The organism is Achromobacter sp. T5-5, assembly GCF_055397965.1.
Genome location: NZ_AP027919.1, coordinates 5,757,964 through 5,770,141 on the forward strand (window position 1 = coordinate 5,757,964; position 12,178 = coordinate 5,770,141).

The 12,178-nt window shown below is 68.3% G+C and carries 12 protein-coding genes; 6 read left to right on the top strand and 6 right to left on the bottom strand.

What is annotated here, in order from left to right; all coding sequences use genetic code 11:
- The first annotated feature begins 41 nt into the window (after nucleotides 1-41).
- Nucleotides 42-1,373: a TolC family outer membrane protein gene (locus ACZ50Q_RS25975; protein WP_092580036.1), complete on the top strand. Its 1,332-nt coding sequence runs from the start codon at nucleotides 42-44 to the stop codon at nucleotides 1,371-1,373.
- Between the two features lie 18 nt (nucleotides 1,374-1,391).
- Here the strand turns inward: ACZ50Q_RS25975 and ACZ50Q_RS25980 are convergent, their stop codons facing one another.
- The 6 genes from ACZ50Q_RS25980 to ubiE all read right to left on the bottom strand — a co-directional run bounded on the left by ACZ50Q_RS25980 (nucleotide 1,392) and on the right by ubiE (nucleotide 7,294).
- Complete coding sequence (locus tag ACZ50Q_RS25980) at nucleotides 1,392-1,880, bottom strand: adenylyltransferase/cytidyltransferase family protein (protein WP_092579943.1); 489 nt, start codon at nucleotides 1,878-1,880, stop codon at nucleotides 1,392-1,394.
- 19 nt (nucleotides 1,881-1,899) lie between these two features.
- Complete coding sequence (locus ACZ50Q_RS25985; protein ID WP_076518650.1) at nucleotides 1,900-2,778, bottom strand: ferritin-like domain-containing protein; 879 nt, start codon at nucleotides 2,776-2,778, stop codon at nucleotides 1,900-1,902.
- Between the two features lie 181 nt (nucleotides 2,779-2,959).
- Nucleotides 2,960-4,513, bottom strand: coding sequence for a ubiquinone biosynthesis regulatory protein kinase UbiB (gene ubiB, locus ACZ50Q_RS25990; RefSeq protein WP_092579947.1), 1,554 nt, complete (start codon nucleotides 4,511-4,513; stop codon nucleotides 2,960-2,962).
- 3 nt (nucleotides 4,514-4,516) lie between these two features.
- Complete coding sequence (locus ACZ50Q_RS25995) at nucleotides 4,517-5,155, bottom strand: ubiquinone biosynthesis accessory factor UbiJ (RefSeq protein ID WP_464079954.1); 639 nt, start codon at nucleotides 5,153-5,155, stop codon at nucleotides 4,517-4,519.
- 179 nt (nucleotides 5,156-5,334) lie between these two features.
- A complete protein-coding gene (locus ACZ50Q_RS26000; RefSeq protein ID WP_076518647.1) occupies nucleotides 5,335-6,342 on the bottom strand; it encodes a Tim44 domain-containing protein in 1,008 nt (335 codons plus the stop codon).
- 175 nt (nucleotides 6,343-6,517) lie between these two features.
- Nucleotides 6,518-7,294 carry a bifunctional demethylmenaquinone methyltransferase/2-methoxy-6-polyprenyl-1,4-benzoquinol methylase UbiE gene (gene ubiE / locus ACZ50Q_RS26005; RefSeq protein ID WP_092579953.1) on the bottom strand — a complete coding sequence of 259 codons (777 nt, stop codon included), beginning with the start codon at nucleotides 7,292-7,294 and terminating at the stop codon, nucleotides 6,518-6,520.
- 161 nt (nucleotides 7,295-7,455) lie between these two features.
- Here ubiE and phoB point away from each other — a divergent pair, with 161 nt between their 5' ends.
- From phoB to ACZ50Q_RS26030, 5 genes are all read left to right on the top strand, one after another.
- Nucleotides 7,456-8,154, top strand: a complete 699-nt coding sequence (gene phoB / locus ACZ50Q_RS26010; protein ID WP_076518645.1) for a phosphate regulon transcriptional regulator PhoB — start codon at nucleotides 7,456-7,458, stop codon at nucleotides 8,152-8,154.
- Between the two features lie 12 nt (nucleotides 8,155-8,166).
- A complete protein-coding gene (gene phoR, locus ACZ50Q_RS26015; protein ID WP_076518644.1) occupies nucleotides 8,167-9,474 on the top strand; it encodes a phosphate regulon sensor histidine kinase PhoR in 1,308 nt (435 codons plus the stop codon).
- Between the two features lie 41 nt (nucleotides 9,475-9,515).
- On the top strand, nucleotides 9,516-10,220 hold the full coding sequence (locus tag ACZ50Q_RS26020; RefSeq protein WP_464079955.1) for a heavy metal response regulator transcription factor: 705 nt from the start codon (nucleotides 9,516-9,518) through the stop codon (nucleotides 10,218-10,220).
- 20 nt (nucleotides 10,221-10,240) lie between these two features.
- On the top strand, nucleotides 10,241-11,617 hold the full coding sequence (locus ACZ50Q_RS26025; protein ID WP_371467081.1) for a heavy metal sensor histidine kinase: 1,377 nt from the start codon (nucleotides 10,241-10,243) through the stop codon (nucleotides 11,615-11,617).
- A 69-nt stretch (nucleotides 11,618-11,686) separates the two neighbouring features.
- Nucleotides 11,687-12,178, top strand: coding sequence for a cupredoxin domain-containing protein (locus ACZ50Q_RS26030; RefSeq protein WP_092579958.1), 492 nt, complete (start codon nucleotides 11,687-11,689; stop codon nucleotides 12,176-12,178).

The window sequence follows — 12,178 nt, forward strand, 5'->3', positions numbered from 1 at the left end:
CCGGCGTCGCGTCCGGCGGCCCGGCGTATCGTTGAATGATCATGCGCGTCCGATCGCTTACGGCTTTACTGGTTTTCACCTGCGCCGCAAGCGTCGGCCCGCTGACGGCGTCCGCCCAGAACCTGATCCAGGTCTGGCAGGCCGCGCTGGGCAACGACCCCACCTATGCCGCCGCGCGGGCCAACTACCGCGCGGGCCTTGAAAAAGAACCGCAGGCGCGCGCGCTGCTGCTGCCGCTGATCACCGCCGAGGCCGGCGGCGCCTACCAGGAGACCCGCAGCACCCGCGGGCTGTCCTATGCCTACAGCGGCGGGCGCGGCGTGTGGGACCTGGCGCTGACCCAGCCGCTCTTCGACTGGGGTCGCTGGCAGAATTTCGAGCAGTCCAAGCTCATCGTCGCCGACGTCGAAGTGCAGCTCCAGCAGGCCTACCAGGACCTGCTGCTGCGGGTCGCGGACGCCTATTTCAACGTCCTGTATGCCCAGGACACGCTGACCGCCACCGAGGCCGAAAAGGCCGCCGTCGCCGGGCAGCTCGAATCTGCCAAGCGCAACTTCGAGCTCGGCAACGCCACCATCACTGACACGTACGAGGCGCAGTCGCGCTATGACCTCGTCGTCGCGCAGGAACTGCGGCTGCAGAACGACCTGGAAGTGCGCCGCGACGAGCTCGCCAAGATCATCGGAACGCCGCCTGGCGCCCTGGCCGAACTGCCCTACGGCGTGAAGCTTCCCGCGCCCCAGCCCGCCCGCATCGCCGACTGGAGCAACCAGGCCGAATCCTCCAGCCTGGAGGTGCTGCGCGCGCAACTGCTCACCCGCATCGCCGGCCGCGAGATCCAGATCGCCAAGAGCGGCCACTATCCCACCCTGAACCTGCGCGCCACCAGCGGCAGCGCCAGCGACGCCGTCATGCGCAATGCGGCGCCCGGCAAGCCGATCGACAACACGATCGGCGTGGTGCTGTCCATACCGCTGTACTCGGGCGGCGGCGTCTCATCGCAGGTCACGGAAAAGGTCGAGCTGGAACAGAAGGCGCGCTACGACTTCGAAACCGCGCGCCGCCAGGCCGTGCAGGCCGCGCGCCAGTACTACACCGGCGTCACCAGCGGGCTGGCGCGCATCCAGGCGCTGGAAGCCGGCGAAAAATCCAGCCGCGCCGCCGTGGAAGCCAACCGTACGGGTTACGAGGTCGGCGTGCGCATCAACCTGGACGTGCTCAACGCCCAGCAGCAGCTCTACGCCACGCAGCGCGACCTGGCGCTGGCGCGATACAGCACGGTGCTATCCGGCCTGCGCCTGAAGGCCACCAGCGGCATCCTGGCCGAGACCGACCTGGAAGCGATCAACCGGCTGCTGCACATGCCGCGCTGAGCGCGGTTCCGGCAGGGATCAACCCGCCTGGATCTTCTTCACCAGCGCCGTCGTCGAGCGCTCGAATTCAAAGGGAATCGCCACCGCGCGGCCGCCCCAGGTCTTGACCAGCGCGGTCTCGGGCAGCTTTTCCATGTCGTAGTCGCCGCCCTTGACGATCAGGTCAGGCTTGAGCTGGCCGATCAGGGCCTCGGGCGTGTCTTCATGGAAGGACGTGACCACGGTGACGAAGCCCAGCGCGGCCAGCAGCGCCGCGCGGTCTTCCATGCGGTTCAGCGGACGCTCGGCGCCCTTGCCCAGGCGGCGCACCGATTCGTCGGTGTTGACCGCCACCACCAGGGTGGCGCCCAGTTGGGCCGCCTGGTCCAGGTAGGTCGCGTGCCCGCGATGCAGGATGTCGAACACGCCATTGGTGAACACCAGCGGACGCGCAAAGCGGCCGGCGGCGACGGCGGCGACGCAGTCGTCGCGGGACAGGACCTTGGATTCGAAACGGGCGGCAGGCATGCGGCGATTATAGGAGGGATCAGGCGCCCGCCAGGATGATCTCTTTGTCCTTGGGCACGATCAGCGCGGTCATTTCCTTGCGATAGCGGTTCAGGTCCTTGACCGTCTCGAAGCTGCGATCCATCAGCTTGGACAGGATGTGCAGGATGCGCGAGGCGACCTTCTGCTCCCAGACGCCGTCAAAGCGGATCTGCGCGTCCAGCCAGTGCTCCAGCCAGCCCGGCTCGGGCAGGCGCGACTGAACCGTGTCGTTGGGGAACAGGTCCTTGTTGACGTGCAGGTTGGTCGGATGCAGCGCCTGCTGCGTGCGCCCGGCCGACGCCATCAACACGCCGATCTTGGAGAACGCCAGGCGGGCCTGTTCGCTCGTGTCCTGCCCGCGGTCGTGCAGGGCGCGGCGCATGTACTGCAGATAGGCGCCGGCATGGCGCGCCTCGTCCTGGGCCACGGTCTTGTAGATGGCCTTGATGACCGGCTCGGTGTGCCATTCAGCGGCGCGGCGGTACCAGTGGTTCAGGCGGATCTCGCCGCAGAAATGCAGCATCAGGGTTTCGAGTTCCGGCGCGGCGTCGAACTCGAAGCGCACGTTGTGCAGCTCTTCCTCGGTGGGCACGAGGTCCGGGCGGAAGCGCCGCAGATACTCGATCAGCACCAGGGAGTGCTTCTGTTCCTCAAAGAACCAGACCGACATGAACGCGCAGAAATCGCTGTCGCCGCGGTTGTCGCGCAGGAACATCTCGGTGGCCGGCAGCGCCGCCCACTCGGTGATGGCGTTCATCTTGATCGTGTGGGCCTGCTCGTCCGAGAGCTTGCTACGGTCGAAATCGCCCCAGGGAATGTCGTGCGCCATGTTCCAGCGCACGGCTTCCATGGTCTTGAAGAGTTCAGGATAAAGCATGTTCTGCCCTTGTATTCGTCCCCCTAGTGGGGCTATGAGAATGAGTGAATGGCGCGCGCGTCTTGTAGGCGTGGCGCTGCATTCCATCCACCGCAGCGCTATTTTTCGCCGTCTCCCGCGAAGCTATGATGACCGTTTCATGAATGAAACATGACAGTAGAGGTCTAGATCATCGCGCCGCCTATCGGGTCAGGGCCCATAAGGCGACCCCGACGGCCAGCGCCAGCACACCAACCAGCGCTGCAACCAGCCGGTTGTTCTGCTCTTGTGCGCGGCGCAGCTGGATCATCTCGGTCAGCAGGGCTGGCGAGACGTTGGGCCGGCTCAGGTGGTCATGGACCAGCCTGGGCAGCGCGGGCAGCATCTGCGACCACTGCGCGGCTTCTTTTTCCAGGCTTTGCCGCAGGCCCTTGAGCCCGACGCGCTGGCGCATCCAGCGTTCCAGGTAGGGCTTGGCGGTCTTCCAGAGATCCAGGTTGGGATCGAGCTGGCGGCCCAGTCCCTCGACGTTCAGCAAGGTCTTTTGCAGCAGCACGAGCTGCGGCTGGATCTCGACGTTGAACCGGCGCGAGGTCTGGAAGAGCCGCAGCAGCACCTGCCCCAGCGAGATCTCCGACAGCGGCCGGTCAAAGTAGGGTTCGCAGACGGCGCGCACCGCGCCCTCCAGTTCTTCTTCGCGCGTGTCGGCCGGCACCCAGCCCGACTCGATGTGCAATTGCGCCACGCGGCGGTAGTCGCGGTGGAAGAACGCCAGGAAGTTCTGCGCCAGGTAATTCTTGTCGAACTCGGACAGCGAGCCCACGATGCCGAAGTCCAGCGCGATATAGCTGCCCAGCGTGTCCGGGCGGTCCGACACGTAGATGTTGCCCGGGTGCATGTCGGCGTGAAAGAAGCCGTCCGTGAAGACCTGCGTGAAGAAGATCTCCACGCCGGTGCGCGCCAGCGTCGGGATGTCGATGCCGGCCTGGCGCATGCGCTCCACCTGGCCCACCGGCATGCCGTACATGCGCTGCATGGTGAAGACGGTGGTCGCCGTGTATTCCCAGATGACCTCCGGCACGATCAACATGTCGCCGCGGCCGGACTCGGGGCCGAAGTTGCGGCGCAGCTGGCTGCAGTTGGAGGCCTCGCGCACCAGGTCCAGCTCGTCGTGCAGGTACTTGTCGAATTCCGCCACGACCTCGCGCGGCTTCAGGCGGCGGCCGTCGGCGCCCAGGCGTTCGATGATGCGCGCCACCACTTTCAGCAGCGACAGGTCCTTTTCGATGATGCTGAGCATCCCCGGGCGCAGCACCTTCACGGCCACTTCGCGGCCATCGTGCAGCACCGCGAAGTGAACCTGCGCGATGGAGGCCGAGGCCACCGGGTCCACGTCGAACTGTGCGAACAGCTTTTCCGGCGGCGCGCCCAGCGCCGCCTCGATGCAGGCGGCCGCCTGCGCCGACGGGAACGGCGGCACGCGGTCCTGCAGCAGCGCCAGTTCGTTGGCGATATCGGCGGGAATCAGGTCGCGGCGGGTGGACAGCACCTGCCCGAACTTCACGAAGATGGGGCCCAGCGATTCCAGCGCCAGGCGCAGGCGCTGCCCGCGCGGCAGGCGCGGGCGCGTGCCCAGGCGTATGACGCGCAGCAGGCAGGTGGCCAGCGGATGATTCAGGCTGGACAGCACCAGCTCGTCCAGGCCATAGCGCAGCGACACGACGATGATGCGAAAGAGGCGCAGCAAGGGGAACATGGATCAGGCGCCCCGTTTCGCGCCGGCCGAGGCCAGGCGGGTTTGCAGGGCGGCCGCCGAACGCGCCAGCGCATCGGCGCGGGCGTTCAGTTCGGCCAGGTCCAGGCGCCATTGTTCCAGCGCCGGGCGGCCCGCCAGCACGCCGCTTTCTTCAGCCAGGTATTCCGAGACGTTCTGGGCCAGGCGCTGGCCAGCCGTGCGGGCGCCGCCCGCCACGGCGCGCGCGCCGCCCACGATGCGCAACGCGGCGATGTCGCCCACCACGCGCGCCAGCGCGTCTTCCGGGTCCCAGCGCAACTGCTTGGACAGGTCCGCCACCACCTGCGCGAGCGCCGCGTCGCCGGAGATGTGTGTCGCCTCGGCGAAATCGGGCTTCTCGTGCCCGGCGCCCAGGCGCGGCAGCCGCAGCTTTTCGGGGGCCACGGTCAACGTGACATCGGGCACCACGGCCGGGTCGGCCTGGTCAGCCAGGCCCTCGCTGTCGATCGACAAGCCCAGCGTGAAGCCGCCCACCGCAAAGCGCACCGTCTTGCCGGCATGCCGGGCCAGGCGCTCGCGCGCCCAGTCCTCGCGCCGCAACAGGGCGTTGAGGGCGCTGATGGCCAGGCGCGTGGGAGTTGGCAGGAACGGAAAAGGCAGCATGGCGGTTGCAAGGACCCCGGGAGGGCTTGCCGAAGTTGATGGGTAAATCGGGAGTGTAACGGGTTAGATGGGAGCCTGTTTTGCCCAGGCGCATGGAAAAACCGGCCCTTTGGGGGCCGGTTCGAGCGGACGCCTTGCGGCGCCCGCGGCAGAGGATCGGTCGATCCGGTGCGTCAGGCTCAGCTGGCGTGCTCGACCGGGATCTGCTGGATGCCGGCCAGCAACCAGCCGCCGTTGGCCGGCTTGAACAGGTTCCAGACTTCTTCGAAGCGGAAAGCCTCGGCGCCCGGGGCCTCGCGCAGCATGCCCGAGAAGCGCACGCTGGCCAGGTGGCCGTCGGAGACGGTCTCGATGCCCAGCATCTCGGCGTTCAGCAGGACCACTTCGGTCTTGTTGGGCGCCGCGCCGCGCTCGGCCAGTTGGGGCTTGAGCTCGGTGATGAGGTCATCGGTCAGGAACTCGCGCAGGCCATCGGTGCTGCCGCTGTCCCAGACGGCCTGGATGCGGACGAACTGTTCCTTGGCTTGCTTCAGGAAGTTCACCGTGTCGAAATCGCCCGGCACGAACCAGTTGTTGTCATCGCCCGCGGCGGGCAGGACGGCCGGCGGCGCGACAGGCGCTGCAGCCACCGGCGCGGCGGCCGCGGGCGCGGCGGCGCCCGGCTTCAGCGATTCACGCCACATCGGCTGCTGTTGCTGGCCCGAGGCGTTGTTGGCCCCACCGAACGCGCCTTGCGTCGCGGTGCGAGGACCGGCGCCGCGCAGGCGGCGAATGATGAACATGACGGCGAACACGACGGCGGCGATCAGCAGCGCGGACGACAGGAACTCCAGGAAGGCGCCCGACAGGCCCATGCTGGAGAGCAGCGCCGCGATACCCAGGCCGGCGGCGATGCCGGCGATGGGGCCCAGCCAGCGCGACGCGCCGCTCTTGGCGGCAGCGCCTGCGGCGCCGGCCGTGGCCGCGCCGGCGGCTGCCGGAGCGGCGGTGGCGCCCGCCGTATTGTTGGTGGCAGCCGGCGGCGTGGTGGCCTGGCGCTGCGTCGTCACATTGGAGGATTGCCGGCCGACGCTGGCGCCGCCACCCGCACGGCGGGCTTCAGCGTCGAACGACGCCGTCACCAGCGCCGCGCCGGAAACGGCGATGAGCGCCGCGGCGACAAACCGCGAAAGACAGAACTTGGACATAGGTTTGCTCCCTCGTACTCGCGCCCCCGTTGCCCCGAGCAACGGGAGGGCCCCGCAATACGCGGGACCATCTGCGCGACTTCCTTACAGTTATCTGAATGGTGTAAGAATAACGGACAAGCCTGCGCCCCACAAGTTCCCCGCGGGCGAGCGCAATGGCCGTCGACGCCGGGCGTCAGCCCAGGCGCACCCCTTCGTGCAGGGCGGCGATGCCGGCCGTCAGGTTGAAGTACTGCACCCGTTCCAGTCCGGCGGTGCGCAGCATGTCGGCCAGGGTCTCCTGGTCGGGGTGCATGCGGATGGATTCGGCCAGGTAGCGGTAGCTGGCCTCGTCCTTGGCGACCTTCTTGCCCAGCCACGGCAGGACATTGAACGAATACCAGTCGTAGGCCGGCGACAGCGGCTTGGCGATGCGCGAGAACTCCAGCACGAGCAGCTTGCCGCCCGGCTTGAGCACCCGGGTCATCTCGGCCAGCGCGCGGTCCTTGTGGGTCATGTTGCGCAGGCCGAAGGCCACGCTGACGCGGTCGAAATAGCCGGAAGGAAACGGCAGGCGCTCGGCGTCGCACACGGCGGTGGGCACCAGCAGCCCGGCGTCGGTCAGGCGGTCGCGGCCCACGCGCAGCATGGAATCATTGATGTCGGTCAGCCAGACCTCGCCCGTGGGACCGGCGCGCTTGGCGAAGGCTTTGGCCAGATCGCCCGTGCCGCCGGCGATGTCGAGCACCTTCATGCCGGGGCGGATGGCGGCGCGGCCGATGGTGAAGGCCTTCCAGACGCGGTGCAGGCCGGCCGACATGAAATCGTTCATGACGTCGTAGCGCTGGGCGACCGAATGGAACACTTCGGCGACCTTGCGGGCCTTTTCGCTTTCGGGGACCGACTGGAAGCCGAAGTGCGTGGATGCCGAGCCGGCGCCGGAGGATTGTTGCGATTCGGAGGGGTTTTGCATGGTGGATTCCCGATATATCGTTCAATGGTAGCCTATCGGGCGCGCGCCGGCGGCGGACGGACCCGCCAGAAGGCGCGCCGCGGTCACATACCTGAAATATTGCGGCCATACTATCGCAATGTTCGCGCCGCGCCGGCGCTCCGAAGTGTGCCAAATTCAATATGTCCAGCACCATTCTCGTCGTCGAAGACGAACCCGCAATCCAGGAATTGATCGCCGTCAACCTGTCCTTCGCCGGGCACAAAGTGCTGCGCGCCTTCGACGCCGACCAGGCTCAGACGCTGATCCGCGCCGAGCTTCCCGACCTGATCCTGCTGGACTGGATGCTGCCCGGCACCTCCGGCCTGGCGATGGCGCGCAAGCTGCGCAATGATGAGCGCACCCGCGCCGTCCCGGTCATCATGCTGACCGCCAAGGGCTCCGAGCAGGACAAGGTGGACGGCCTGGAAGCCGGCGCCGACGACTACATCACCAAGCCGTTCTCCCCCAAAGAGCTGATGGCCCGCATCAAGGCCGTGCTGCGCCGCCGCGCGCCCCAGCTCACCGACGACGTCATCGACGTGGGCGGCCTGAAGCTGGATCCGGTGACGCATCGCCTGTCGGGCAACAGCCAGGCGCTGCAGATCGGCCCCACCGAATTCCGCCTGCTTCATTTCTTCATGACGCACCCCGAACGCGTGTTCTCCCGTTCGCAGCTCCTGGACCAGGTCTGGGGCGACCACGTGTTCGTGGAAGAGCGCACGGTCGACGTGCACATCCGCCGCCTGCGCAAGGCCCTGGAACCCAGCGGCCATGACGCGCACGTGGAAACGGTCCGCGGCAGCGGCTATCGGTTTACGGCACAGCTCCCCACGCGGTAAAACTTGCGCACGATGATCTGGCTGCGCACTCTATTTCTGGTCGCCCTGTGGGCGGTGGTTGCCTTACTGGCGCAATGGCTCATTGGAGACCCGGCGGGCTGGATCGTGTTCTCGGCGGCGCTGACCGCCATGCTGCTGTGGCGCAGTTGGCGCCTGACGCTGGTGTCGCGCTGGGCCAACCAGCCGGACACCGCGCCCCCCGCCTCGGTGGGACCCTGGGACGACATCCTCGCCCCCCTCTATCGCTACACCCGCGCCCGCGCGCGCGAACTGGCTGAAACCCGCGACACCATGCAGGGCATGCTGGCGGCCGCCCAGGCCCTGCCCGATGGCGCGGTGACCCTGAACGAAGACTTCCAGATCGACTGGTGCAACCGCATGGCGCGCCAGCACCTGGGCCTGCGCCTGCCCGCCGACCGCGGCCACAACCTGCTGAACCTGCTGCGCGCGCCGGAGTTCGTGGAGTACGCGCATCGCCCGTCCTGGCCCGAGCCGATCCTGGTGCGGCTGGGCCAGCAGGGCCAGGAACGGCTGATGATGATGCAGCTGACGGCCTACGCCAGCAACCAGCGCCTGCTCATCACCCGCGACGTGACGCAGATCGAACGGCTGGAAACCACGCGGCGCGACTTCGTCGCCAACGTGTCGCACGAACTGCGCACGCCGCTGACGGTGCTGGCGGGCTTTCTGGAAACGCTGCGCGACCTGCCCGACGACGCGCTGCCGCAGGAACAGCGCGAACAGTACATCGACATGATGCACGAGCAGGCCCAGCGCATGCAGGCCATCGTGGAAGACCTGCTGACGCTGTCCACGCTGGAATCGTCTCCGGGCAGCGATCCGCGCGCCGTCAACATGGGCGCGCTGCTGCAGAAGGCGCGCCAGCAGATCGAGGCGCTGTCGGGTGGCCGGCACGAACTGGTCTGGCACATCGATGAAACGCTGGACGTGCTGGGCGCCGAGAACGAACTGACCTCGGCCTTCTCCAACCTGCTGACCAATGCCGTGCGCTATACGCCGGACGGGGGCACCATCACCGTGCGCTGGGAACGCGAGCCCGAGGGCGGCGCACGCTACAGCGTCCAGGACACCGGCATCGGCATTCCGGCGCGCCACCTGCCGCGCCTGACCGAACGCTTCTACCGCGTGGACCGGGGCCGGTCGCGGGCGGTGGGCGGCACCGGCCTGGGGCTGGCGATCACCAAGCACATCGCCATGCGCCACGACGCGGAACTGCTCATCACCAGCGAACCGGGCAAGGGCAGCGTCTTCACCCTGCGCTTTCCGCCCGACCGCGTGGCCATCGACGAAACCGCCTGACCCGCCGCCGGGCAGGCGGCGCGAGTGGTAAATTTTTGGCCATGCGCATCCTGGTCATCGAAGACGAACCCAAACTGGCCGACTACCTGAAAAAGGGCCTGTCGGAGCAAAGCCATGTGGTCGACGTGGCCCGCGACGGCGTGGATGGCCGCCATCTCGCGCTGGAGGGCGCCTACGACCTGATCGTGCTGGACGTCATGCTGCCGGGCGTGGACGGCTTCGAGATCCTGGCGTCGGTCCGCGCGCGCAAGGACACCCCGATCCTGATGCTGACGGCGCGCGACGCGGTGGAAGACCGGGTCCGCGGCCTGGAAGGCGGCGCCGACGATTACCTGGTCAAGCCCTTTGCGTTCTCGGAGCTGGCGGCCCGCGTGCAGGCGCTGCTGCGGCGCGGCCGCTCCCAGGAGCCCACGCTGCTGCGCCTGGCCGACCTGGAGCTGGACCTGGCGCGCCGCCGCGCCCAGCGCGGCGGTCAGCGACTGGACCTGACGGCCAAGGAATTCAGCCTGCTCGCCCTGCTGCTGCGCCGGCAAGGCCAGGTGCTGTCGCGCACCACCCTGGCCGAACAGGTCTGGGACATGCACTTCGACAGCGACACCAATGTCATCGACGTAGCCGTGCGCCGGCTGCGCGGCAAGCTGGACGATCCCTACGCCACGAAATTGCTGCACACCGTGCGCGGGATGGGATACGTGCTGGAATCGCGTCCCCCGGCGGACAGCACGGCGGGCGGTCCCGCGACGTGACGCGGCCACGCATGCGCTCGATGCAGGCGCGGCTGACCGTGCTGCTGGGCGCCATCGCCCTGCTCGTGTCCAGCCTGGCCGGCGCGACGCTGTTCTGGGCACTCAAGCGCGAAGTCGAACGCCAGGAGATCACCGAGGTCAGCGGCAAGCTCGAGCTGATCGACCACCTGATCGACATGCAGAACAGCGCCAGCGGCCTGAACGACCTGGCCGCCACTTTCGACCAGATGCGCGCGGGACAGGCGCAACTGGGCATCTGGATCGAGGACGCCCAGGGCAAGGTGGTGTACGGCGGCGCCGCCCCCGAAACGCTGGAGTCAGCCGACGGCCGCCAGGTCCTGCTGCAGGCGCCCGACGGCGGCCGCATGCGCGGGTTGCGCGTCGCCATGAACGACCGCATCCTGCCCGGCGGGCAACTGACCGTGGCGGTCAGCACGCGCACCAGTGCGCAGTTTCTCTACGCCTACGGCACCGCGCTGGTCCTGATCTGCGCACTGTGGGTCGGCGCCACCGTCGTGCTGGCCGCCTGGGCCGTGCGGCGCAGCATGTCCCCGGCGCGCAGGCTGTCCGAGCAGGCGGCCGGCATCCAGCCGGACAACCTGGCCCGCCGCCTGCCGCTGGCAGACACCGACCGCGAGCTGCATGAACTGGTGCGCTCCTTCAACCGGACGCTGGACCGGCTGCAAGCGGCGTATCAGCAGATGGAGGGCTTCAACGCGGACGTGGCGCACGAACTGCGCACGCCGCTGGCCACGCTCATCAACGGCACGCAGGTCATGCTGTCCTCGCCGCGCGATGCCGCGGCGCTGCGCGACGCGCTGGAATCCAATCTGGAAGAACTGGAAGACCTGAAAACCCTGGTCAACGACATGCTGTTCCTGGCCCGCGCCGACCGCGGCGAACGCGCCGCCGACCTGGCGTCCGTGTCGCTGGCCGCCGAAGCGCGGCGCGTGGCGGAATACTACGACGCCACGCTGGAGGAACACGGCGTGCGGCTGCGCTGCGAGGGCGATGCCACCGTGGCCGCCAATCGCGGGCTGGTGCGCCGCGCGCTCGCCAACCTGATCTCGAACGCGATCAAGGCCACGCCACGGGGCGGCGAAATCGTGCTGGCGTGCTCGCCCTTGGACGCGGGCGCGCGCGTGGAGGTGCGCAATCCCGGCCCGCCCATCCCGGCCGCGGACCTGCCGCGCATTTTCGACCGCTTCTTCCGGACCGGCCAGGCGCGCGCGCCTCGCAGCGAAGGCCATGGGCTGGGTCTGGCCATCGTGCGTGCGATCGCGCGCATGCACGGCGGCGAGGCCGATGCGAGGTCCGACGCGTCCGGCACCGTGGTCGGCATCACGCTCCGAAGCGCCGACCTGCCCGCCGCTTGCGCGAACATGACAAAAACGTAATCTGCGGGACAGGATCGGGTCACCCGCGCCCGCGTAGAGTGCCATCACGGTCACACCGAAAGGATTCTCGTGAAAGGCACTCTGCTACGCACCACGCTCGCCGCCCTGGCGCTGGCCCTGTCCGGCGCCGCCCTCGCCGCCGGCGGTCACGGCCCTGGCCATGAGGGCCACGCCATGCCGGCCGCCGCCGGCTCCATCGGCAAGCCGGGCGACCCCGCCCGCGTCACGCGCACCATCGACATCGACATGTCCGACGCCATGCGCTTTTCGCCCGCCAACATCGACGTCAAGGCCGGCGAGACCGTGCGCCTGAACGTGCGCAACAGCGGCAAGATCCGGCACGAACTGGTGCTGGGCACCGACGCCGACCTGAAGGCGCACTACGCCATGATGATGAAGGATCCCGGCATGCGGCACGAGGAGGCCAACGCCATCTCGCTGGACGCCGGCAAAAGCGGCCAGATCGTGTGGCGCTTCGACAAGGCCGGCACGGTGTCGTTCGGCTGCCTGGAGCCCGGCCACTACGCCGCGGGCATGAAGGGTTCGGTCTCGGTGCTGTGA

What these genes read in the sequence shown, in the direction of transcription:
- ACZ50Q_RS25975 (WP_092580036.1), top strand. Translation starts at nt 42, where the DNA reads ATGCGCGTCCGATCGCTTACGGCTTTACTGGTTTTCACCTGCGCCGCA.
- ACZ50Q_RS25980 (WP_092579943.1), bottom strand. Translation starts at nt 1,880, where the DNA reads ATGCCTGCCGCCCGTTTCGAATCCAAGGTCCTGTCCCGCGACGACTGC.
- ACZ50Q_RS25985 (WP_076518650.1), bottom strand. Translation starts at nt 2,778, where the DNA reads ATGCTTTATCCTGAACTCTTCAAGACCATGGAAGCCGTGCGCTGGAAC.
- ubiB (WP_092579947.1), bottom strand. Translation starts at nt 4,513, where the DNA reads ATGTTCCCCTTGCTGCGCCTCTTTCGCATCATCGTCGTGTCGCTGCGC.
- ACZ50Q_RS25995 (WP_464079954.1), bottom strand. Translation starts at nt 5,155, where the DNA reads ATGCTGCCTTTTCCGTTCCTGCCAACTCCCACGCGCCTGGCCATCAGC.
- ACZ50Q_RS26000 (WP_076518647.1), bottom strand. Translation starts at nt 6,342, where the DNA reads ATGTCCAAGTTCTGTCTTTCGCGGTTTGTCGCCGCGGCGCTCATCGCC.
- ubiE (WP_092579953.1), bottom strand. Translation starts at nt 7,294, where the DNA reads ATGCAAAACCCCTCCGAATCGCAACAATCCTCCGGCGCCGGCTCGGCA.
- phoB (WP_076518645.1), top strand. Translation starts at nt 7,456, where the DNA reads ATGTCCAGCACCATTCTCGTCGTCGAAGACGAACCCGCAATCCAGGAA.
- phoR (WP_076518644.1), top strand. Translation starts at nt 8,167, where the DNA reads ATGATCTGGCTGCGCACTCTATTTCTGGTCGCCCTGTGGGCGGTGGTT.
- ACZ50Q_RS26020 (WP_464079955.1), top strand. Translation starts at nt 9,516, where the DNA reads ATGCGCATCCTGGTCATCGAAGACGAACCCAAACTGGCCGACTACCTG.
- ACZ50Q_RS26025 (WP_371467081.1), top strand. Translation starts at nt 10,241, where the DNA reads ATGCAGGCGCGGCTGACCGTGCTGCTGGGCGCCATCGCCCTGCTCGTG.